The following is a 22,931-nucleotide window of genomic DNA, read 5'->3' on the forward strand; positions in this document are numbered from 1 at the left end:
AAAGGATAAGAGATTAATCCTTTCTTACAGGACAGGCACACATTTCCATAAGCGCTTCTTCTCCTGTATGGGAACCGCGCCCTATCAGGAGATCGCCGCTTTTTACTTTTGTTCTTGCACTTGGCCCATAAACCCATCTTCCAGCTCTTTTTACTGCCATGATGTGTACACCGGTCTCAGTACCCAGTTTGAGATCGCCAAAACTCTTTCCTACTATAGGAGAACAATCATCAACCTCAAGGCGAGTGATTACCTCATCAGAGCCCCTGACTGCAAGGGTAATGATTGGATGCAATTCGATATCTCTCAGGACCGTGTCAGCAATGCTATATGCTGCATCTGAAATTCCTTCTGATGCATTTGCAAGGTGAAGCAGACCTTTTAGTTGATCAACATCCTCAACGTGCTTGGCCGTTTCCAGAACCCAATGCTGGAGATCATATTTCATGGAGTCCATTTCAACTTCAAGAGCCTTGACCTCTTCTGCAATATCAATATTGTCAAAGAGAATTGCAGAGTATGCGAGGCCGACAGAAAGTTCAGCCATGTTTTTCATGTCCACAATAATATCAACGGCTTTTTCGAGATCCCTGAGAACGCGTTCATGGGCTATTCTTTGTGGGAGATATGTGCGGTTTGTTGCAAGTTCCACGAATAGGGGAACTCCTTCATCATGACCACGTGCAAATAAAACGTCACCTTCCCTTATCCTTGTTGAATGATCAGGAGCATAGACCCAATCAGTATTACGTCTGATAGCGATTACCCACATTCCGGTCTCAGTATCCAGCTCAAGATCACCAAGTGTAGTACCTACCATTGGGGAACTTTCACCTACAGTTGAGCGAACAATTGTTTCTTCGGCTTCACGTAATGCCATTTTGAGCTCAAGGGGAATTCCCAGATCCATCAGCACGATCTTGGCAATGTCACCTGCTGCATTGGCAATCTTTTCAGAGGAAGATGCGACCTGAAGAACACCGGTCATTTCCTCTGCTTCATCCACTTTCCTGGTGCTGAGCATTGCAGCCATGTTCATGTGGTAGAAATAAGTATCCATCCTCTCTTCGAGGTTGTGTACTTCCTGTGCGATGTCCTCATCATCATAGACCATTGCCGAATAGGCAAGATCTACCATCAATTCAGAAGTGTCTTTCATCTCGATAAGAAGATCTTTCAGGTTTCTAGGACAGTATTTTATTTCCTTTGGATACATGGTTTTCGGACCTGAATATATGTTATCTATTTTCGTATATTAGTGGTTTTAGTTTTAAATTATGTTAAAGAGGTTAATTGTTGCAAATATTGCCAGCACTCCCACAAGATCTCCCAGGGTCGCAATCATAGGAATAATGGTATCATCTGGATCCAGACCGAATCGATGAGATGCGATGGCAATTCCAAGTGTTGCGGCATAAACGACAATCAATTCAAAAATTTCGGCTATGATGCATAGCTGAAAAATTACAAGGAAAGGTAAAGACATAGTTAAGAAGTGGCCCGCTATCCAGACAAGAACACTAACAGCTACCGATGCACTGGTGCCTACAATAAAAGCTGCTATCAAGCTGTTTCTTACTACCGGATTCTTGTGGATCTGCGTGGTACCCAAACCCATATGGAAAGCGGAGGCAAGCCTTGCAGCAAGCATGCTTCCAGTATCCCCACCGATTTTGATGAGAGCAGGAATCAGGAGTAACAGGATGGGAAGTGAGAGTAGACTGTCAAGTCTTGTGTTCATAATTTGTCCCGCAGCAATTCCTATGATTGATGTAAATGCGAGAATTGGAGCACTGCTCCGTACAATCCCCTGAATGGTGTAGTAGCTCATAGCAGAAGCACCACCCTTGCCGCAACAAAGAGCATTATCATGGATACAATGTCCCCAATGGTTGCAATTGATGGAGTTACTACATTGTCAGGATCAAATCCGAATCTGAACATACCCAGAGCAAAGAGAACTGCTACTATTGAAAGGATCAAACCCGACGATACTCCGGCGATTACAGCAATTGTTATGAGGATCAAAGGACCTGCACTTTCCAGCCCCATTGCAAGAGTCATGAGATGGCCCAGTATACCCAGAAAAATGGATAGCATTAAACTCAGCAGAAGTGAACCAAAAATATTGTTGGTAAGCTCAGGGTTTTTCCTGTCGACTTCGGTAATCAGACCCATATGAATGGCACTGCCAAGCCTTGAACCAAGTGTGGAAGAAATATTCCCCCGCATCCCCAGCACGGCTGGAGCAATCACAATCAAGCCGGGAATCATTGCCAATTCATCGGTCATTCCTGAAAGAATAAGACCTGCAAGCACACCTCCGACTGTGGCTAACAGTTCAAAGGGGAGGGCTTCCCGCACAATAGAACCGACACTTGCATAGTCACCGAGATAGTATTCTTCTATATCGGCTTCGGTTTCATGGGATGAATCAGCCATTAACCGTAATCAGACTTTTTTATGTATAAAAAACCTTCCAAAAGAGCGACATGACTGCAAAAATGATATATACCAGCTTTTCCATTAGGGAGATGCAATAATGCGGGCCCGTGGTCTAGACGGTTATGACACCGCCTTTACACGGCGGGGATCCTGAGTTCGAATCTCAGCGGGCCCACCAAATTTCGTTTTTCTGTCTTATAATGGCAGCTTTGATTCAAATCCAAACACGTTTAGTATTTGATATCCGTCTTATCACCAAAAACATGTCTTACATCTGAAAGAAGCACCGATCTCACTCTTTCCAGTTCTTCTTCGAGGTTATTCAGATGTGTTTTCTCTGAATTAATATCGCTATTTACAGAACTTATCAGGACCTGCTGATCTTCTATCTCTTTTTCAAGTTCTTCCCGTTGTCGATAAATGCTGAGACCATTCAATTCCTGCCTCAGTTTTTCCTTTTCAGAAAGATAGGCTTTTTTCTGTTCAACAAGGGATGAAGTATTCATTTTGTCATTTAGTACATGTACCTGTTTTAGAACTTTATCACACATATGATCCTTCAGGCCAAGTTCTCCACTCTCCACCCTGCTGGCAAGTTCTGAAAGAAATGGATCGAGATCATATTCGATAGCATGGAACGGGTTCTCGTTAATTGACTTAAGAATCTCCCTGTTCTCCGGAGAAAGCACGCACATTTCATTTTTGTCCTGTTTTTCCATTCTGGAAATAGCTTTTGAGAGAGGTGTGAATAATCGCCGTGCTTCCAATCCAATATCAGATATTTTACTATCAAGCTCCCGGATCTTGTTTTCAAGATCCTTTGCCATCTCGAGATCCCCGCTGTTATCAAGTTCCGCCAACCTAGAATCATAATCAGATAGAGCTTTCTTTGCAGATTCATACTTTTCAGCCAGTTCACTTAAGGCTGTTGTGCTCGCCTTCATCCCATTCTGGATTTTTTTGATGTTTGATGCTTCTTCTGAAATCTTCATTAAATCCTCTATCCTTTCATTTCCTTCAATAACAGAGGAATATAGTCCATCAATTGTGTCTTCGAGGTCTGCAAGTCCCTTATTTATCTTCTGGTGCTCCTGCGGATAGAGTGCTTTTATGTACATCAGGCTCCTGCGAGTATTATCCAGAACAATCTTCAGTGTGGATTTTGCATCTATGCAAAACTCAGCAGCCACAACAGGAGAATTGTTCTCAGGAATTTTCAATTTATTATGGATGGTCTCCATATTATGAACAACATTATCCCTGTTCGAATCACCAAGTTTTTCACCTCTTTTGCCTGCTTCTTCGAGAGGGGTTGCTTCAAGAAGATCATTCTTTAGCTTATCCAACTCTCCGACGTAATGTGTTATATCTTCGAATTTGTCTTTAACAACAGGATCGAGTAGTTCTTCCTGCTTTTTTATTTCATCCTGAACGATGCTCGAAAGCTCAACTAATTCAAAAACGACAGGCTGAGAGGGTGCTTCTTCCTGCTTTTTTCCAAAAATCCTTTCAATGAAATTCATAACTGCAACGAAATGAGGATATGGAACTTTAAAAGTTTGTTGCATAGACCTCATTAGATCTTTTTTGTTGCCTAAATGATTAGAATTCAATTTCAAGCAACAGTATTGATCTAAACAGATCTGCAAACCGTGTCACACATCAAGATCATTCATCGTTTTTTCAACAGGTATAATAAAAGTGAATTTCGTACCCTTGCCCACTTCGCTCTCAAACCAAATATCCCCACCATGCATTTCCACGAACTGTTTTACAAGTGCAAGACCCAGACCGGTTCCTGCATACTGGCGATTGGCAGCCGAATCGATCTGTGAAAACGGCTGGAATACCAGATCGTGGTTCTCTTTTGAGATGCCAATACCTGTGTCCTCAACTGAAATAGAGACCATTTTCCCATCAAGTTTCCCATCAATGCTTATCGTTCCCCGGTCAGGTGTAAACTTAATGGAATTACTGACAAGATTATAGATAATCTGTACAAACTTGATCCTGTCAGCAACAATAGTACTCAAGTGAGAGTCTATATCTATTTTCAGTTTGAGATTCTTTTCCGATGTAAGCGGAGCGATTATCATCTTTACTTCATCAATTACGGATGGAACTGTAAACTCTTCATAGTGAAGTTCCATTTTTCCGGCTTCCACCTTTGAGATATCAAGAATACCATTAATCAGACCCAGCAAATGCTTTCCACTTTTTGAAACGTTTCGAACATATTTCTCCTGCCTGTCATTTAACTCTCCGATTTTATCTAACATAAGAATCTCAGAAAATCCAATAATAGAATTAAGAGGAGTGCGCAACTCATGACTCATATTGGCCAGGAATTCGTCTTTGGAACGATTGGCAGCCTCTGCGCTCAGTTTAGCCTGTTGCAGTCTGTTTTCAGTTTGATTGAGGTTTTCCAGCATATTATTAATTTCCAATGCTAGAGCAGACAGCTCATCGTCACCATCTAATGAGACGCGAGATGAAAGATCACCAGTTGAGCTAATGGAATTAACATCCTCTCCAAGCCTTGAAAGGCGCGAAAGTATGGACTTCTCAAGAAGGATCATTATCACTGCCCCAAACACCAGTCCGGCAACCACTATAGACAATACAAGGTAAGATAATAGTACTCTGGCCCTGTTCATAGATACCACGTGGTAAGTTCACTCGCAAAACAAGAGCAGGATCTCCATAAATATCATTAATTACTGTATATCCGGCAATTGATTGTTCGCTTAAAGGCTGGATGAAAACAGAAGATGATGCCAAAAGGGAAGATTGGGCAACCTGTACATCTAAAGGATTGGAAGAATCGTTGAAACGATGGACATCAAGAGACAACTGTGTATTTTCACTTAGCTCTTCAATTTTCGCAGAATCAAGATATCTGCACAATATCAAAGTTCCCCTTATAGGACCTTCGTCATTGCTGGTCAAAATGGGACGTGAAAACACAATCATAGGGTTTTCCGGAAAAAGGAGTATTCCCGAGATACTACTCTCTGTATCAGGGTGATCTAAGATGAAACTTCCCTCATAGATCATATCATATAATTCCGGAGGAATCGGAACCTCCTCTTCATTTTCCAGATCCATGGCTTTTCCATAAACAAGGTAGCCAGAAGAGTTTACGTAAAGCATTGCATTCACATCCAGAGCATAAAATGTTGAATCAACCAGATTTGAATCAATATATTCTTCATTATGATCCTCAACAAATTCATAGGTGTCATCCCAGGCACCCCAATCATATGCCAGAATCCCTAAACGAGTATATTCATTCGAGATGGAAACTTTGACACGTTCGAGGTTCTGCTCTGTGTCCTGTAGCTCAAGATCGGCAAATCCGGAAATCAGGATAGCCTGAGCTGATAAAAAGAGAACGATAATTAAGGTTATGATTGTAATACCAAGAATCAGGAGCGTTTTTTTATGAATTTCCATTTTTCAGCCCGATTGCCACATGTAAACTGGCTTAAAATTAATATAAAAGAAAAGATATAAAAACCTTCTTTTGTAGGTCATTTTAGAATTTATTAAAAGGAAACAAAAGTAAGTTATTATCTGAAAAAATCAAAACTGAACTAAACAATTAAATTCTGAATACTAAAAAATAAGAGTGTAAAAACACTCTTAAGGTTCGAGGATTTCATTATTCCATATTGCGGAATAGTTTGTGTATCCTGGTGATGCATGTGCACCAGCAGGAGAAACGGTACCATCACCATTTGTAGCATGTACTGGAACCATCAGGACTTCATCGACTGTTGGCCCATGCTGTCCTGCTTTGCCAGGAAGTATTGAATGATCTCCATTTGCAATATTGATTGCATTTGGATTGTGATCACCCACTGCTGAATTCGGGTTAAAAACCGGACATACAAAAGCTTCGACTTTCTTTACTGGTTCTGCTATAGCAGGACTCATCGTCAGCAAGCAGAATAAAGTGACAATACTTGCCACCACTATAATATTTCTTACATTCATCTTTCTACCTTCTTATCACTTATATTCCAGAACAGAAGAGCACCAAACCATACTCTAATGTCCTATGTGGAAACAAGCTTGTTGAGAGAGAACAGAAGAGTAAGCGGGATACCAGATCTAAGATACAGCTTTGCGCTCAAACCCCTATCAAACTCCCAGTTACAGTTAGTGTAAAGTGCATAAATACCTATCTCCTTTTATTTAGGCTGCATAATAAAAGCACTAATCTCCCTGAGTTCGATTCAATTTAAATAAGTTGAACTCCTTTCCGTAGACTGTAGCTAAAGATCATATAATCATGAAAAAAGCGTCCAATGATATCAGATATATGTTGATAATTCCGGATAAGCCATTGATTATTTCGGAGTAAATATATTTTAGCTTAATAATGTAAAAAGAGGTATGAACCTGAATAACAGAAGTTTCAATAAAAAGAAAAAAGGTCAGCAGGGAAACCCGGGAGAGCAGCAGACAACAAAAGTGCGTACTCCCAATAAACGCAAAAATGAAATCATTGCAACAGTAACCACACTTTTCGGAGGAAAGCGGGTAAACCTGAGGTGCATGGATGGAGTGACCCGCATGGGCCGTATCCCCGGTTCTAAAAGAAGGATGAGGATCAGGGAAGGCGATGTAGTACTTATTGTTCCCTGGGAAATACAGGATTCAAAAGCCGATATTGTTTGGAAATACAGGCCACCTGAAGTTACCTGGCTTCAGAAAAAAGGTTTCCTGAAAGACTTTTAAGTAAAGTGGATGGCAGGATTTGTCCTGTGCATCCAGATCTAACTTCTTTTCTTTAATCGAACTTTGCCACCTATGGGTTTCTAGATATAGCCATTCAGGCAACCATTGCGAAGATATGCAAGCCAAGGAGATACGAAAGAGTCCATGAAAATGCTGCTACTTTCATCAGGCTTCTCAGGTTGATTATTGCTTTCAATTTTCCTGACAGGATTAGATGTAGATAGGGAACCAGAAGAAAAGCCAAAAGTCCAAGACCATGATGAAGAAGTACTTCAGTCCCAAGCACCGAACCAATAGCTGAATAGTTTGTAGCTCTCATGGCAGGTGACATGAATAGCACAATGGAAAACAGCTGGATAAGCCAGGCAACAGAAATAATTTTGCAGTGATCTCTTGTATTTCTTTTTCTGGCATATGTAATCCCGGCAATTATTCCAAAAAGCAGGATTGTTTGCAATACCATATTTATGAGAGCATAGTCTCCCGGATTAAGCGCCATTGTATATTTCCTCCAGAACCCCGATTCAAGCTGATTTTCACGATCAAATTAGTAACAAAATCATTACTTACAAAATTTTATCCTTACAATTGTTTAATAAATTGTTGCTCGCGGCAGTCCACCTATCCACATAACTGAATTTATTAAACCGAAATCAGGATTATTGCAATTAAGCACATTGTTACTCCAAACCACTGTTTCCTGATAAGGGTTTGTCTCAAGATAATCCAGGCAAGCAGCACAGTTACTCCTGTGGAGAGAGATGACAGGACGGTGGCCACATCCAATCTTCCAATCTGGGAAGCTAATGAGAAAGCAACGGTTCCCGTTACATTCGCCAATCCTGAAAAAATTATTAGCGGCAGAATGGATTTTTCCGGGATCCTAATGTCTTTGGTGAACAAAAAAAAGCTAATCAGTATGACTATTGCAGATATTCTTGCAACAGTCAGAGGCCAGAAAATTGCAGTTTCACTGAAATTGTCAATGCAAATAAAAAACAATCCGAAACACAAACCTGCAAGTACGGGATATTTGAAATCATCCAGATGCGGGATTGTCTCATGGTTCATACTCACAACGAACCAGATCCCAATGACAGCAAAAAGAAATCCCGCAATTTGATAAAAAGATGGAAAACCTTCATTGAATGTTCCGTAAACAACAGGAACCGTAACAGTGATTATTGCAGACACCGGGGCCACTACCCCCATTTTTCCTTTTGCGAGAGCTGTGTAAAACACAATCAGCCCGATACCTGCAAAAAGACCCGCAAACCCTCCCCATACAATTCCTTCAAGCGGCGGAAAGGCTTCTGAGAAAGCATAAGCAAGAATTGGCAACAGCAATATTCCCACGGACTGTGCTATCAAAACAACAACAAACACATTTACACTTTTTGAAGCAAGCCCGCCACTAAAATCACCAGCCCCCCAGAGAAGGGCTGCTGAAAGACCAAGAAATACTACGAGAAAATCTAAAGGTAACATTTTGCTTTTCCTGAAAACTGGAGTCAGATAAATGATATTGCTGATCACTTTATATATGCACCCCTTGTTCCGGGAAAAAAATCAGATCAACAGGTTAAAATATATTCTAAACTGAAAAACCTATACAGCCCTTTAAAGTGAAAATGGACTTTTACGGATTAAGCGTATCATAAAAAAAGGCGGAGGAAGCACCATTACAGACGTCACACAGAGAGAAAGATTTGTAAGATCTCTTAGAGGAGAGAAGGTTGACAAGGTACCGGTTTGTGCCGTTACGCAAACCGGAACCGTAGATCTCATGGAAGCATGCGGTGCACACTGGCCTGAAGCACACTATGATGCGGAAAAAATGGCTACTCTGGCAATTGCAGGGCATGAAGTTGCCGGACTTGAAGCAGTACGTTGCCCCTTTGACGGAACAGCAATTGCGCAAACCCTTGGATGCACAATCATGGAAGGAACAGCGGATGCCCAACCGGGAGTTGTTGATTTTCCATGTAAAAAGATAGAAGACATCAAGAATATCAGCATACCAGAGAATTTCCTTGAAAGCGAAAGGATTGCCACGATTCTTGAAGCAACCTCAATAATGCGGGAAAGAGTCGGGGAAGATGTGCCTGTAGTTGCAGGCATGCTTGGACCTGCTGCAATTTCGTTAGCACTTGCAGGAGTTCGGAACTATCTGATGTGGTCCATCAGGGAGCCTGAAGCCCTCGGAGACCTGCTGGAAATCGGAACTGAAGCTTGCACTGAATATGCTAACGGGCTATTTGATAGTGGAGCAGATGCAGTCTGTATGCCTGATTCCGAAGCAGGGCCTGATCTTGTTCCTCCGACATTTTATGAATCCTCAGTGCTGCCAGAACACAAGAAAATTGCTTCCGGAACTAAGGGAATGATGATAGCACACATGTGTGGAGACGCTACAGCTATTCTTGATCTAATACCTGAATCCGGTTTTGAAGGGATAAGCATTGAAGAGAAAGTCGATGTCGGATACGCAAAAGAAGTTATTGGAGACAGGGCATGCCTGATAGGAAATGTTTCACCTGTTCAGGTGCTTCTGGCAGGTACACCTGAATTGGTGATTGAGGAAGCAAAAACCTGTATTGAAAAAGGAGTGGACATACTGGCACCCGGATGTGGCCTTGCACCCCACACACCACTTAGAAACCTGAAAGCATTTGTTAGTGCAAGGGATGAATATTATCAGGGAATTGAATGATCTGTTAATTTCCAAAAGGAATAAAAACTTTAGACGCTTAGCCAGAGTACATGGCACTGCTTTCAAAAAACAGATTACTGGAACTTATTCACTCCGAACAACCGATGGTTGAGGGAATGAAGGATGAGTGCATTCAGATCCAGCCAAATGGAATTGAACTTACCCTAAAAGAGGTCCATACACTTCAGGGAAGGGGAACAGTTGATTTTGACAACTCGGAAAGAGTAATTCCCGAAACCACACCACTTCATTTCAATTCCGACGGATGGATCGAACTTGAAGAAGGGATTTACAAGATTCTTTTTAACGAAATCGTCAACATCCCAAAGGACACTGCAGCCCTTGCGACTCCACGTTCAAGTATTATACGCTGTGGGGCAACACTCGAAACTGCAGTATGGGATGCAGGTTACAGAGGAAGAAGCGAGTGCCTTCTTGTAGTATTTAACAGGGAAGGAATCCGGTTGCAAAAGGATGCACGTGTAATCCAGCTCGTATTTTACTCAATGGAAAGTGCTGTTGATAAAGGGTACTCCGGTCGTTATCAGAACGAGAATATATGCTAAACATACTCACACAAAAGATATGTACAATGATGTCTTAATGCGGACATATGAGTGAAATTGGAAAATCAGTGAGGATAGAACGTATATTCGATCGTAATACCGGAAATACAATTATTATCCCCATGGATCATGGCGTCGGTGCAGGACCCCTTAAGGGATTGACTGACTTACCATCAACTGTGAACAAGGTAGCAGATGGCGGAGCAAATGCCGTATTGGGCCACATGGGACTCCCAAAATACGGACACCGAGGATATGGGAAAGACGTGGGACTTATTATCCACCTTTCAGCATCAACATCCCTCGGGCCTGATCCAAATCACAAGGTTCTTGTCACAACTGTGGAAGAAGCAATTAAAGTTGGAGCAGATGCTGTTTCTGTCCACATAAATGTTGGAGCAGATGATGAAGCAAAAATGCTTCAGGATTTTGGCCATATTGCCAGCAAATGCGATGAATGGGGAATGCCACTTCTTGCTATGATGTACCCACGTGGACCAAAAGTTGCTTCCGAGCATGATGTCGAATACGTGAAACATGCTGCTAGAGTAGGAGCTGAACTAGGGGCAGATATCGTAAAAACAAATTATACCGGAGATATTGACTCATTCAGGGAAGTCGTTGATGGTTGCCCTGTTCCGGTTGTCATTGCAGGAGGACCTCAGATGGATACCGATGAACAGCTCTTGCAAATGATCCATGATTCCCTTCTTGCAGGAGGAAAAGGTGTAGCAATTGGAAGAAATGTTTTCCAGGCAGCTGATCCGACTGTAATGGTACAGAGAATTCATAAAGTTGTTCATGGCGGAAAAAGCGTAGAAGAAGCTATGAAATAATAAAAATGAAGATAGAAAAGAAACAAGATCAGACAAAAAGGCGGTATGGCCAATTAAATCGATATAAGGTGGTGGTGGTGGTACGATATGAATGCTGATCTTGTTCTACTCTCATCTATCATAGTAATCTTATATAAACTTTTCTGTTATTCTCATCATTATGATGAGATATTGATGTTGAATAATATTTATCCAGATAATAGAAAACAGACAATATTTTCAACATAAAAAATCCAGCTTTTTTATGCTTACTGCTGGAAGTGAAATAACTGTTATACTTTGATTATTTCAAAAAAAGAAGGTAGAAAAGAAACAAGACCAGACGAAAGGTGGTATGGCCAAATTAATAGCTATAAATTGGTGGTGGTGTGGTGGTACGATATGAATGCTGGTCTTGTTCTATTTCCTATATATCAGGCTACTCCTATATATAACTTATCATTATTCTCATCATAATAATGACATTTGTATTGCGATAACATTAAATGGAATGGAAATATGGAAGATGTATCCCAATATTCACTACGAACCATTATGAGGAACCATTATGGACAGGTATGAACAGGTTATTGAACTCGCTAAAAGGCGGGGTTTTTTATGGAGTTCCTTTGAGCTCTACGGAGGAACAGCCGGATTTTATGATTATGGTCCTCTCGGAAGCACTTTGAAGCGCAGGATTGAAAGTATCTGGCGCCAATTGTATGTGATTGAAGAAGGATTTATGGAAATTGAGACCCCCACAATCGGTATTGAAGACGTATTTGTTGCTTCAGGCCATGTTGGAGGTTTTTCCGATCCGCTTTGCGAGTGCAGTGAATGCGGCGAGGCATTCAGGGCAGATCACCTGATTAGCGATATCGTAGAAATTGCTGATGCACTTTCAAATGAAGAAGTGGACGAAATAATCATAGAGCACAATGTTACCTGTCCCGAATGCGGAGGCAAACTTGGGAATGCCACCGAATTCAACCTGATGTTCCAGACAAAAATCGGCCCTGGAAACGGACGTAACGGATACATGCGACCCGAAACAGCCCAGGGGATGTTTGTGAATTTCCAGAGGCTTTCAAGATTCTATCGTGAAAAGCTTCCATTTGGAACAACACAGATTGGAAAATCATACAGAAATGAAATTTCCCCACGTCAGGGAGTCATTCGCCTCAGAGAATTTACACAGGCTGAAGCAGAAATATTCATTGATCCTACAGAAAAGACACATCCTGAAATTGCACGTTTTGAAAATGAAGTCCTTACCCTATATTCCCAGGATGCACAGGAAAAGGGGGAAACAGAGTCAATGACCATTCGTGAAGCAATAGACAATAATATCATTGCACATGAATTCCTGGCATACCAGATTGCACTGACCAATAATTTCCTGCAGCGTATTGGAATTGCACCGGACAAACTTCGTTTCAGGCAGCATATGAAAGACGAAATGGCCCACTATGCTATTGACTGCTGGGATGCGGAAATCTGGATGGAGCGCTTTGGATGGGTTGAAACCGTAGGAATTGCAGACCGAACAGACTACGACTTGCTGGCACATGCTAAAATGAGCCAGGAAGAGCTTGCAATCTACAAGGAATATGATCAGCCTAAAATGATCAGGAAATTTGTAGTCAAGCCTGATATGGGCAAGCTTGGGCCACTTTTCAGGAATAAAGCAAAAGCTGTTGCAGATGAATTGCAAAAACTTGATGAAGAAACCCTGTCACAGAAAGAGATCACGGTCACAGTTGAAGGTGAGGAGTATAAGGTTCCATCCGAACTTGTTACCTTTGAAGAAGTAGAAGAGAAAGTTAGCGGTGAAACTGTCGTACCTCACGTAATAGAACCCTCCTATGGCATTGACAGGATTTTCTATTCATTGATGGAACATGCTTTCAACACTGAAAGTGTTGCTTCAGAAGATGCTGAGGACGAAGAAAGAACGGTGCTGAAATTCAAGAGTGAGGTTGCACCTGTTCAGGTGGCAGTGCTACCCCTGATGGGAAAGCCAGAGCTTGCGACCCCCGCAAAGGAAATAATCAGGAAACTCACCAACCGTGGAATACTTGCCTCCTATGATGAGTCCGGAACTATCGGAAGGCGTTACCGCCGTAACGATGAAATAGGAACACCATATGCAGTCACCGTTGACTATGATAGCCTTGAGGACGACACGGTAACAATCCGAGACCGCGACACTATGAAGCAGGTTCGCACTTCAATAGACGCACTTGAAAATACACTTGCAGAATTAATTTACGGGAAAATAAGGTTTGAAGACGCAGGTAAGCTTCAATAATACTTTCAATCCCCTTTACAAAACATTAAAAGGGGGAACTTCCTATTTTTTTACAAACCTGCTTTCTGCGAGACCATGCAGTATATTACCCACCCATTGATCAAAACGGATACCGTTGAACAGCGACTTTACCAGCTTGATCTGACGTCCCGTGCACTATCCTCCCCAACACTTGTAGTTTTACCAACAGGACTGGGAAAAACAATTGTCGCACTTCTGGTCATGTCTTCAAGGCTTGAAAAAGCAGGAGGAAAAGCACTGATTCTTTCACCTACGAAACCGCTTGTGGAGCAGCATGCGGACTTTTTCCGCAAAGTTATGAATATACCTGAAGATGAGATCCTCACATTTACAGGCAGCACTCCGCCATCCCAGAGGGAAGAAATGTGGAAAAAAGGAAAGGTCGTCGTTTCTACCCCGCAGGTAATTGAAAACGATCTTCTTGCAAAACGCATTGACTTAAAAGATGTTTCACACATTACATTTGATGAAGCACACCGGGCTGTTGGGAGATATGCTTATACTTACATTTCAGAACGCTACTTCAAGGAAGCTGGAAATCCCCTAACTCTTGCAATTACCGCAAGTCCGGGGAGTACTGATGAAAAAATAGGCGAGATCTGCGAGAATCTCCACATCAGGAATATCGCAGTAAAAACGGAAGATGACGCTGATGTAGTTCCTTACATCCAGAAAAAGAACATCGAGTGGATGCAAATCAATCTTCCTGAAGAGATGAAAAAACTCAAAGAGTTATTGGACAAAGTGCTTGATGACAGGTACAAAAAACTTGCCAACCTTGATATCAGTTTGCCGTTTGGGAAAAAAACCTCCAAAACAGAACTTCTTGCCCTCCAGAGAGGATTACAGGGAGAAATAAGAGGAGGAAAACCAGATCCAACTGTGTTCAGTGCATTATCAATTCTTGCAGAGATTATGAAAGTAAACCATGCAGTAGAAGTTACTGAAACACAGGGAATTGAAGCTCTCAACAAATATATGGACAGGCTCGAAAAAGAAGCCGGAACAAAGAGTGGGAGCAAGGCATCGAAACGGCTTGCAGAAGATATTCACATACGCCAGTTATACCATCGGCTTAAGGAATGTGGATCTGAGCATCCAAAGCTCGAAGCTGTAAAAGAGATTGTTGGAGAGCAGCTTAAAGACAAAACTGATTCCAGAGTAATCGTGTTCACAAACTACAGGGATACTGCGGAAATGGTGACTGCGGCATTGGAAGAAGTCAATGGCATCTCCCCTGTCAAATTCGTAGGACAGAGTTCAAAATATAAAGATAAGGGGCTTACGCAAAAACAACAGGTAGAGATTGTCAGCAAGTTCAGACAGGGAGAATACAACGTTCTTGTGGCAACATCCGTAGCCGAGGAAGGATTGGACATACCATCCACGGATCTTGTGCTGTTTTACGAACCGATCCCTTCAGAGATACGTAGCATCCAGAGAAAGGGGCGCACCGGAAGGAAAAACGAAGGAAGAGTTGTTGTTCTTGTCACCAAGGGAACGCGCGATGAAGGTTATTACTGGAGCAGCAAACGAAAAGAAAGGAATATGCAAAACAGTATTCGAATGTTGCAGGACTCCAACAATGGAGATGTAGTTGAGGAATTCCAGATGCCCGCCGAAAAACAACAAAGCCTTTCAGATTTTGAAGATGAAGATAAAATCCAGGTTGTGGTTGATCAGCGTGAAATCAGAAGCACTGTTGCGCGTAATCTGGAAAAGATCGGAGCAGACCTTACCTTAAAAACCCTTGAAGTAGGGGATTATGTGGTCAGCGACAGACTCGCTATTGAACGAAAAGAAACCAGCGACTTTCTGAGTTCCCTCATAGAAGGAAAATTATTTGATCAGATTTCAAACCTCGCGAATGCTTACGAAAAAGGAATCTTGCTTCTTGAAGGAGAAGGTTTATTCACCGGCAGAAAGATCAGCCCGAACTCCATTCATGGAGCATTGCTATCCATCAACCTCGACTTTGGAATCAGTGTTATTTACACCCGGGATGCAGATGATACCGCTTCCCTGATTTACCAGATTGCAAAGCGTGAACAATCAGATGAAAAAAGAGTGGTTAATGCCCACGGGAAAAAGACGGCACGCCTGCTTTCGGAGCAGCAGGAATACATCATATCTGCAATTAATGAAATTGGGCCTGTGGCTGCAAGAAATCTGCTGTCACATTTTGGATCTGTGGAAAAAGTAATGTCTGCAACTGAAGAAGAACTCCTGAAGGTCAAACTAATAGGTCCAAAAACGGCTGCAAAAATAAAAGAAATTGTTGCCAGCGAATACAAGGCATAATTACAATTTCTTTATGCGTTCGGCAAGATTGAGAGTCCTTTCAACAAGATCAAGTTTTTCGGTAACTTTTTGTATGTCTGATTCCCCTGACATCTGCAATGCAACCTTTTCAAGATTCTGCAAAAGAGCCCGTCCAAGAGCTTGGGGATCGGAAGTTGAAGTAAAATCTGTAGAAGCGGTGGTTGATTTGTCAGGAGTTACAACTTGCTCTTTTGATGAAGAAGCAGCGGATTCAACCAATTTTTCACTCTTATCCCCTTCCTCCGGGGCAGAAACGGTTTCATTTACGGAAGAAATTGTTGGCGCAACCTCTTCACTGACAGCTATTGATGAAGATTGTTTACTTTCTGCCCGAGAAACAGAAACCGATTCCTCTTTTGGAGTTGCTAATGTTTGCTCACCCAAAGTACTGCAAACCGGACATAAAATCTCACCATGATAGCGGAAAAAAGGAGCACCACAAACATTGCAATGCTGTGCAAGCATAGTTCCCCCTGATTCCAGTAAACGTGATATCTGTTGAATTTTATAGTCGCCGTCTTTGATGCTTTCAGCACTTGACATATAACCACCTTATAAGGCAACATAATATATAACGTGTTCTATATTAGTCAGGACATTAATGCTGCCTATCCACATTTCCATCAAACGAGGTATTACTCATAACTTAAGGTATTCAAAGCATAAAACTCTTTTACTACCTACAGTCAGTAACTATCCTAAGCCTGTTTTCCTATTTAAAAATCTGCATTTTGAATGGAAATCATGAATATACTTTTATAGGATATGCCTGTTTACATTACAGCAGGTAACACTTATTTTACGTATTTTTACATGTGCAAAGGTGATTAAAATGCTGTCGGCTAATACTGAAGATGTAATACAGCAATGTGTTCAGGTGCTGGAACAAATTGGAAATGATAACTCAGTACCACGCAATATAAGGCGCTCTGCCAACGAAATAGTGGAAAGACTCAACAACGTTGACGAACCAATGTACCTGAGAACTTCCATGAGTATATCAATTCTCGAAGACATCAGTAATGATCCCAACATACCACTTCACACAAGGACACTGATCTGGAACGTTGCCAGTCAGCTTGAAACAATTCCAGTCGACGAGTGATTCTCACTCAACTACTGTCTTTTTTGTACACATCCGGGGACATGGAGGAAAATGGTTCCGGAAGCAGAAACTTCTCAATTATTTGGAATTCTTGAACGTCTAGATTCAAGGGACAGGGTAAGAGAGAAAGGGCTTATTCTTGCACGCAATGTCGTAAGATGTTGCCGCAAATCCATAATGGGAATCCATCGGGGAGATATAAAACAGGCAATATCCCTGAAAGATGAGGCAGCCGGGCTTTTAAAAGAAATGCATGAATTGCTTTCACCCTATCCGGAATTATACTATTCCGGCACATTTGATACCGCGCAACAAGAGTATGTAGAGTGCTATATAACTTATGAGTTGCTTTGCGAAAAAAAAATTCTTCCAGATATTCCGGGTCCGGAAGAGCTTGGTGTAAAGGACAGTGCCTACCTCAACGGGCTAGCCGACACAGGAGGAGAACTCCGGCGTCATATCCTTGATATGATAATGAAAGGGCAGTCATCTGAAGGAAAAAAGTATTTAGACATGATGGACAACATTTACTCACTTCTGGTAATGTTTGATCATCCGGATGCACTAACGTCCAACCTGAGGCGCCGCACAGATGTGATGCGTTCCCTTACAGACAAAACCCGGGGGGAACTGGCAAGTGCAATTAAACAACGTGAACTCCAGCAGGCGTTAAATAGAACCAATTAATAGAGAATCACAGGTAATTATCATGAAATTTGATCCCGAATCCATCAAAAAACAGGCGGAGGAAGATTTTGACCGTGCATGGAATGAAACTGCCTCCTATGTAAAATTTCCTATTTTAAACGAGAGGTACCCTCAGGTATCCCTTCGGTACGGGAAACCCCATCCGGTTTACGATACAATATCAAAGCTAAGGGAAGCATACCTGAGATTGGGTTTTGAGGAAATGATGAACCCTCTTATTGTCGATGAAACTGAAGTCCACAAACAATTCGGACCTGAGGCCCTGGCTGTTCTTGACAGGTGTTTCTACCTCGCAGGCCTTCCACGCCCTAATGTAGGAATATCGGACGAGCGTATTGCGAAAATAAAGGAAATGCTCGGGGATGTAGGGGACGAAGGAATTGCAATTATCCGCGAGGAATTGCATGCATACAAGAAAGGAACAATTGAAGGTGACGATCTTGTTTCCGAAATGTCAGGAAAGCTGGGACTTTCAGATTCCCTCATTGCAGAAATGATCGAAGAGATTTTCCCGGAGTTCAAGGAACTAACGCCTGTTGCAGCAACTAAAACACTACGAAGCCACATGACATCCGGGTGGTTTATCAGCCTCTCGGAAATGATTGGACGCAGGGAACCGCCATTCCATTTGTTTTCAATTGACAGATGTTTCAGGAGAGAGCAGCAGGAAGATGCCTCTCGCCTCATGACTTATTACTCCGCATCCTGTGTGATAATGGATGAAGACGTCACTGTGGATTACGGCAAAGCAGTTTCTGAAGGATTGCTTTCCCAATTCGGGTTTGAAAAATTCCTTTTCAGGCCGGATGAGAAACGCAGTAAATATTACACCCCTGAAACGCAAATCGAAGTTTTCGCATACCATCCCAAGCTAGTTGGATCAAATACCAAATACTCTGACGGATGGATAGAAATTGCAACTTTTGGAATCTACTCCCCACTTGCGCTTTCCAAGTATAATATACCTTATCCGGTGATGAATCTGGGACTTGGTGTTGAGCGGTTAGCCATGATACTTTTTGAAGCAACAGATCTCAGGGGCATGTCCTACCCACAGATTGCCCAGTATTCCGAATGGGAACTCTCTGACAGTGACCTCGCAAAAATGATTTCCATTGCAGAAATTCCAAAAACTGAAGAAGGAAAAGAGATTTTCAAATCTATTGTCCGTGAAGCGGAATTACATGCAAGTGAACCCAGCCCTTGTGAATTTGCCGCATGGGAAGGGGAACTAATGGGTAAGAAAGTCAAAGTTTCTGTTGTTGAACCTGAAGAAGAAACAAAACTTTGCGGCCCTGCAGCTTTCAATGAAGTTGTTGCATACAACAATGACATTCTTGGGCTTCCAGACACAAAGAAGTGGAAGAAAGCTTTCGAAAACCATTCTGCAAGAACTGGAATAAAGTTCATAGATGCCCTTGCTTCAAAAGCCGCAAGGGAAATCGAAAAGGCAGTTGAAAACGGTTTAACAGAAACCGAAACCCGTGCAAGGATTGTTAAAACCCCGGCCGAGATCAACATTGCACTAAATCCACTTGCACAACGCTTCATCACTGGAAAGAAAAAGAAAATTGACATCCGTGGACCTGTGTTTACAACAATACGTGCAGAAATAGAGTGAATTTGATGAAGGTTTTTAATGTCTGGAAAACTGCCGGAAATGGACAAATTATGCACGCTCATGGACGATGGAGAGCCAGTGTGCATCACATTTCTAAAATCCAGTGACGGGAAAGCATCAGATAAATTATACTGTGAGCTGGTGAGTGAAGCAAGGTATGGGAAAAAGTTCCATATCAACTCACAGCGGTGCGGTCCAGGGGATTATGTACTTGGAAAATCCGAAATCCCGCCTTCTGAGTATTATCTCAAAAGCGGAAGATATCAGGATGAAGAAGCAGCAGAAAATGCAGCTACAAATTTGCCAAGAATTGAAAGGAAATACGAGTCTATTGAAATCGTACCACTTTCCCTTACAAAAAATCCCTTTGATATTTGCATTTTATACCTGAAACCTGAATCCGCAATGAGGATTGTTCAGGCATTCGCTTACCTGAAAGGGGAGAAAAATATAATTGACACAATCGGTGCAGCCTCCGTATGTGGCGACTGCACTGCAAGACCCTTGGAGAGCGGCATCGGATTATCATTTGGTTGTAAGGGTTCAAGAAAGCATAGCTTCTACCCCGACTCCGAAGTCCCACTGGGATTGCATTACGACTTAGTGGAACAAATTAACCGGGCACTGGGGAAACTCCCCGAAACCCGGCAATAAAAATTATCTTGCATCGTAAAATGAAACTGCTTCTGCTTCAGTTACCGTAACATGACCTATCTGATTAGACAAAACCTTCCTAACCCTTCCAACACAACGGGGACGAATCTGTATCCTGATCATTGTGGTTTCTCTTTCCTCATAGTAGCTGTCATTGCTGTTAACAATTCGATGAGTCGCTACCTGATGTTGGGTAACTGAACCTATAATTCCCATGGTTCCGGGAGTTAAATCCTGTGTACTGGTTGAAGTCAGGAAAATCTCCTCACCAACTTCAAGATCCAGGGAGGCAAGGAAGTTCTGAGGACTACGTATTTCAATAGTCCTGAGCATATGATCCTTGAGATCCTGCATAGCAGAATATGAAATACTTGTTAGCGTCTTGTACTCCATATTTATCACCCGTACATCGGGAATTCTTTTCTTGGGGAAGTTGATTGTTCACTTGTACGTACATCTTCGGCCAATTTCTGCATTTCCACTTCTATTCTTTCTGCCTGTTCAATCAAGCTTTCCGTATCTATGGACAAATCATAAATTGAGTTCAGGGAGTTTATTACGGCTGCTGCAGCCCTTGGATCCGGATTCTGACTGCGTGTCGCGCCAAGAAGGCTTATTGCAGGAATAGCCTGCATGAAGCATTCAGACATTATACTGCCTGAAATACCGGAAATCGTGCCCATCTGGAAAATCTCAACCTCATTTTCAATTTTCTTCAGCATATCATCTGTCGTTGCTGCACCAAAGACCTTTGATTCATCAGCCATAGTGGCAATTCCGGCAATTGAAACCACTTCCTTAACCCCTACGGCGGAAGCCCAGTCAATCAGCACTTTGCTGACATCATAGGATGCTGATGGACTTATAGGAATATCAGAAACAACCATTATGAGATTCTGCTCCTCACTTTCGTAAATGCGAACAGGCATGTTTATTATCCCCTCATAAAGGACGGCAATCGGAGGGAAAAAGCGTGATTCCATAGAACCTATGTATTCCATGGAAAGCTCCTCGATTATCTGCTGACTTGCTATGTTACCAACCAGACCAATGCCCGGGAAACCCTCGATGAGTAAAGGATCCTTCGATTTGATCTCGCTGGTAGTTATTTTGACATCTTCAAACTCCTTGCCTGACAAAAAACCACCTCTGTTGACTAAATGTTATCCTCTTTTATTTCATGGTGAATACTTATAGATAAGATCATCGTTTGTAAATAATAAACTGATAAGGTAACAACAATTAACCTAAGACAAGAATGAGGTGTTGAAATGGAAAAGTCTGTAGTATATTTTGATAATGTTGGGAAAGAAAATACAGAAGAAGTGGCTGCTGCCGTAGCCAAAAGAGCTGAAGAACTTGGGATTAAGCACATCGTAGTTGCCAGTACCGAGGGGTACACTGCACTAAAAGTGGCAGAAGCAACACATGACATGGATGTGAAAATCATAGCTATGACCCATCAATACGGATTACGCGAAGAAGGAAAATGGGAAATGGACGATGAGAATTACAGGAAGCTCACTGAAATGGGAGTGCTTGTCACAACCCAATCTCACCCATTTGGTTGCGTGGAACGTACAATGTCCAAGAAGTACGGGGGAGCAAGCCGGACAGATGTGATTTCAGATACACTCCGTGCAGTGTTCGGGAAAGGATTCAAGGTAGCTCTTGAAGTTACAATGATGGCTGCGGACTCGGGACACATCCCTGTTTCAAAGGATGCTGAAATAATTGCTATTGGTGGCACCCGGCAGGGAGCAGATGTAGCCGTAGTCGTAAGACCTGCACACTCACAGAACTTTTTCGGATTGCAGGTCCGTGAAATCATTGCTATGCCCAGAGCAAAAGAAGATTAAAACTGTTTTTGGCAGGGAATCTTCTCCCTGCTGTAACCAATCAGAATTTTCTCTGTTTTCTTATCATCCTTTCCATTGAAGAAGTCATTTTCAGATAGAGAGTTGTAGCAATTACCATCAAGGCAAAGAAAAAAAGAACCAGTAAAAGGGCTGTATATACATTCATAAATAAAAAAGGTGGAGAAGTGTAATCACACTTCTGCCGGTTTCTCATAAAGGTTTGTCTTCTGGAGCTGGACGCCTTTCTTGGAGTGAGGCTGCCTGAAGACTGAATCGTTAGCTTTCTCGATTTCCCTTGCATCAATTGCCATCTGTGCAGCTGCCCTCATCATTTCGTGACCAGTTGCTGTTGTGAGTGTAACCTGCTCGAGTTCCTTCATCATGAAGCATGCAGGGAAGTTGATTTCTGCAACTTTGCTGGCCATGTGGAGTGCTGCGAGACCTTTTGCTTTTGCGTATGGGTTGTTGAAACCGGCACGCTCAATGCATTTCTCAGGTTTTGCGAGAATGTGTGGCAATTCAAGGTCTGCACCTGATTTACCGGCATCTACCTGTGCAGTAACCTTGTCAAGTTCTTCCTGAATGAGCCTGACTACACCGCAGGTGGAAAGTACTTTCATTGCATCGGAGTTGAATGAAGCCATTTCAACCGGGTCGAGGAATTCGGTCTTTGCGCCGATGAGTGGATCGACGGTCATAATGATGTAACCAAATCCTGCATCTTCGAGGGCCTGCCTGTCATCTTTCTTGGTTGGACCGTCAGAGACTACGATGCATGGAACATCCTTGTATAACTCACGAGCTGCCTTTGGGCCTGGAGCACTGGAGTTAGGGCTGATCATGATGTAGAAATCTGCACCCCAATCCTTGAGCTCTGCTGTATCTGCAGCTTCATCTTTGCCCATCTTCGGACCGGTACCATAGGAACGAATGCTAATGCCTTCACGTGCTGCAATTTCGTCCTGTACAAGATCAATAACCTGGCTCATACCAAGATTACCCAGTTTAATAAATCCAATTTTAACCATATTGAATCACAGAGGGA

25 protein-coding genes and 1 tRNA gene are annotated in these 22,931 nt (G+C 42.3%); 12 read left to right on the forward strand and 14 right to left on the reverse strand.

Annotated features, from left to right (window positions below):
* Nucleotides 1-13: 13 nt before the first annotated feature.
* The 3 genes from J2755_RS11105 to J2755_RS11115 are packed head-to-tail and all read right to left on the reverse strand — an operon-like array spanning nt 14 to nt 2,442.
* Nucleotides 14-1,216 (reverse strand): potassium channel family protein, encoded by a 1,203-nt coding sequence (locus J2755_RS11105; RefSeq protein ID WP_209683760.1) that lies wholly within the window; start codon nt 1,214-1,216, stop codon nt 14-16.
* Between the two features lie 54 nt (nt 1,217-1,270).
* Nucleotides 1,271-1,831, reverse strand: a complete 561-nt coding sequence (locus tag J2755_RS11110; RefSeq protein ID WP_209683763.1) for a magnesium transporter — start codon at nt 1,829-1,831, stop codon at nt 1,271-1,273.
* A complete protein-coding gene (locus J2755_RS11115) occupies nt 1,828-2,442 on the reverse strand; it encodes a magnesium transporter (RefSeq protein ID WP_209683767.1) in 615 nt (204 codons plus the stop codon). Before J2755_RS11115 ends, J2755_RS11110 begins: the two co-directional genes overlap by 4 nt.
* Nucleotides 2,443-2,546: 104 nt before the next feature.
* Between J2755_RS11115 and J2755_RS11120 the strand changes: the two genes are divergently transcribed.
* Nucleotides 2,547-2,623, forward strand: a tRNA-Val gene (locus J2755_RS11120).
* 52 nt (nt 2,624-2,675) lie between these two features.
* Here J2755_RS11120 and J2755_RS11125 read toward each other — a convergent pair.
* From J2755_RS11125 to J2755_RS11140, 4 genes are all read right to left on the reverse strand, one after another.
* Nucleotides 2,676-4,013, reverse strand: a complete 1,338-nt coding sequence (locus tag J2755_RS11125) for a hypothetical protein (RefSeq protein WP_209683770.1) — start codon at nt 4,011-4,013, stop codon at nt 2,676-2,678.
* 87 nt (nt 4,014-4,100) lie between these two features.
* On the reverse strand, nt 4,101-5,024 hold the full coding sequence (locus J2755_RS11130) for a sensor histidine kinase (RefSeq protein WP_245312958.1): 924 nt from the start codon (nt 5,022-5,024) through the stop codon (nt 4,101-4,103).
* Nucleotides 5,011-5,901: a CHASE4 domain-containing protein gene (locus J2755_RS11135; RefSeq protein ID WP_209683776.1), complete on the reverse strand. Its 891-nt coding sequence runs from the start codon at nt 5,899-5,901 to the stop codon at nt 5,011-5,013. Before J2755_RS11135 ends, J2755_RS11130 begins: the two co-directional genes overlap by 14 nt.
* A gap of 189 nt (nt 5,902-6,090) precedes the next feature.
* Nucleotides 6,091-6,444, reverse strand: a complete 354-nt coding sequence (locus J2755_RS11140; protein WP_209683779.1) for a hypothetical protein — start codon at nt 6,442-6,444, stop codon at nt 6,091-6,093.
* A 402-nt stretch (nt 6,445-6,846) separates the two neighbouring features.
* Between J2755_RS11140 and eif1A the strand changes: the two genes are divergently transcribed.
* Nucleotides 6,847-7,191 carry a translation initiation factor eIF-1A gene (eif1A, locus tag J2755_RS11145; protein ID WP_209683782.1) on the forward strand — a complete coding sequence of 115 codons (345 nt, stop codon included), beginning with the start codon at nt 6,847-6,849 and terminating at the stop codon, nt 7,189-7,191.
* Between the two features lie 94 nt (nt 7,192-7,285).
* On the opposite strand, the gene J2755_RS11150 is transcribed toward eif1A, so the two are convergent.
* Nucleotides 7,286-7,690 carry a hypothetical protein gene (locus tag J2755_RS11150; RefSeq protein ID WP_209683785.1) on the reverse strand — a complete coding sequence of 135 codons (405 nt, stop codon included), beginning with the start codon at nt 7,688-7,690 and terminating at the stop codon, nt 7,286-7,288.
* 143 nt (nt 7,691-7,833) lie between these two features.
* Nucleotides 7,834-8,679, reverse strand: a complete 846-nt coding sequence (locus J2755_RS11155; RefSeq protein ID WP_209683788.1) for a DMT family transporter — start codon at nt 8,677-8,679, stop codon at nt 7,834-7,836.
* A 193-nt stretch (nt 8,680-8,872) separates the two neighbouring features.
* On the opposite strand from J2755_RS11155, the gene mtaA reads away from it, so the two are divergent.
* The 5 genes from mtaA (at nt 8,873) to J2755_RS11180 (ending at nt 15,918) form a co-directional block, all read left to right on the forward strand.
* On the forward strand, nt 8,873-9,904 hold the full coding sequence (mtaA, locus tag J2755_RS11160) for a methylcobamide:CoM methyltransferase MtaA (protein WP_209683857.1): 1,032 nt from the start codon (nt 8,873-8,875) through the stop codon (nt 9,902-9,904).
* Between the two features lie 50 nt (nt 9,905-9,954).
* Nucleotides 9,955-10,470 carry a deoxyuridine 5'-triphosphate nucleotidohydrolase gene (locus tag J2755_RS11165; protein WP_209683791.1) on the forward strand — a complete coding sequence of 172 codons (516 nt, stop codon included), beginning with the start codon at nt 9,955-9,957 and terminating at the stop codon, nt 10,468-10,470.
* 47 nt (nt 10,471-10,517) lie between these two features.
* Nucleotides 10,518-11,306: a 2-amino-3,7-dideoxy-D-threo-hept-6-ulosonate synthase gene (locus tag J2755_RS11170; protein ID WP_209683793.1), complete on the forward strand. Its 789-nt coding sequence runs from the start codon at nt 10,518-10,520 to the stop codon at nt 11,304-11,306.
* Between the two features lie 547 nt (nt 11,307-11,853).
* On the forward strand, nt 11,854-13,596 hold the full coding sequence (gene glyS, locus J2755_RS11175) for a glycine--tRNA ligase (RefSeq protein ID WP_209683796.1): 1,743 nt from the start codon (nt 11,854-11,856) through the stop codon (nt 13,594-13,596).
* A gap of 75 nt (nt 13,597-13,671) precedes the next feature.
* On the forward strand, nt 13,672-15,918 hold the full coding sequence (locus J2755_RS11180; RefSeq protein ID WP_209683799.1) for a DEAD/DEAH box helicase: 2,247 nt from the start codon (nt 13,672-13,674) through the stop codon (nt 15,916-15,918).
* Here J2755_RS11180 and J2755_RS11185 read toward each other — a convergent pair whose 3' ends face one another.
* On the reverse strand, nt 15,919-16,482 hold the full coding sequence (locus J2755_RS11185) for an Sjogren's syndrome/scleroderma autoantigen 1 family protein (protein WP_209683802.1): 564 nt from the start codon (nt 16,480-16,482) through the stop codon (nt 15,919-15,921). It lies immediately after the preceding gene.
* 289 nt (nt 16,483-16,771) lie between these two features.
* Between J2755_RS11185 and J2755_RS11190 the strand changes: the two genes are divergently transcribed.
* The 4 genes from J2755_RS11190 to J2755_RS11205 are packed head-to-tail and all read left to right on the forward strand — an operon-like array spanning nt 16,772 to nt 20,027.
* Nucleotides 16,772-17,044 carry a UPF0147 family protein gene (locus tag J2755_RS11190; protein WP_209683860.1) on the forward strand — a complete coding sequence of 91 codons (273 nt, stop codon included), beginning with the start codon at nt 16,772-16,774 and terminating at the stop codon, nt 17,042-17,044.
* A 51-nt stretch (nt 17,045-17,095) separates the two neighbouring features.
* Nucleotides 17,096-17,731, forward strand: a complete 636-nt coding sequence (locus J2755_RS11195) for a haloacid dehalogenase (protein ID WP_209683805.1) — start codon at nt 17,096-17,098, stop codon at nt 17,729-17,731.
* Between the two features lie 22 nt (nt 17,732-17,753).
* On the forward strand, nt 17,754-19,373 hold the full coding sequence (gene sepS, locus J2755_RS11200) for an O-phosphoserine--tRNA ligase (RefSeq protein ID WP_209683808.1): 1,620 nt from the start codon (nt 17,754-17,756) through the stop codon (nt 19,371-19,373).
* Between the two features lie 18 nt (nt 19,374-19,391).
* Entirely contained in the window at nt 19,392-20,027 is a 636-nt protein-coding gene (locus J2755_RS11205; protein WP_245312960.1) for a DUF169 domain-containing protein, read from the forward strand.
* Nucleotides 20,028-20,030: 3 nt separating this feature from the next.
* Here J2755_RS11205 and J2755_RS11210 read toward each other — a convergent pair whose 3' ends face one another.
* A complete protein-coding gene (locus J2755_RS11210) occupies nt 20,031-20,420 on the reverse strand; it encodes a DUF473 domain-containing protein (RefSeq protein ID WP_209683811.1) in 390 nt (129 codons plus the stop codon).
* 5 nt (nt 20,421-20,425) lie between these two features.
* Complete coding sequence (locus J2755_RS11215) at nt 20,426-21,166, reverse strand: proteasome assembly chaperone family protein (RefSeq protein ID WP_209683814.1); 741 nt, start codon at nt 21,164-21,166, stop codon at nt 20,426-20,428.
* A 132-nt stretch (nt 21,167-21,298) separates the two neighbouring features.
* Here J2755_RS11215 and J2755_RS11220 point away from each other — a divergent pair, with 132 nt between their 5' ends.
* Nucleotides 21,299-21,886 (forward strand): pyruvate kinase alpha/beta domain-containing protein, encoded by a 588-nt coding sequence (locus J2755_RS11220; RefSeq protein WP_209683817.1) that lies wholly within the window; start codon nt 21,299-21,301, stop codon nt 21,884-21,886.
* A 40-nt stretch (nt 21,887-21,926) separates the two neighbouring features.
* Here J2755_RS11220 and J2755_RS11500 read toward each other — a convergent pair whose 3' ends face one another.
* Entirely contained in the window at nt 21,927-22,052 is a 126-nt protein-coding gene (locus J2755_RS11500; RefSeq protein ID WP_280954415.1) for a hypothetical protein, read from the reverse strand.
* Nucleotides 22,053-22,077: 25 nt separating this feature from the next.
* Complete coding sequence (locus J2755_RS11225) at nt 22,078-22,914, reverse strand: F420-dependent methylenetetrahydromethanopterin dehydrogenase (RefSeq protein ID WP_209683820.1); 837 nt, start codon at nt 22,912-22,914, stop codon at nt 22,078-22,080.
* Nucleotides 22,915-22,931: the final 17 nt, after the last annotated feature.

This window comes from Methanohalophilus levihalophilus (assembly GCF_017874375.1).
In the GTDB taxonomy this organism is placed as follows: domain Archaea; phylum Halobacteriota; class Methanosarcinia; order Methanosarcinales; family Methanosarcinaceae; genus Methanohalophilus; species Methanohalophilus levihalophilus.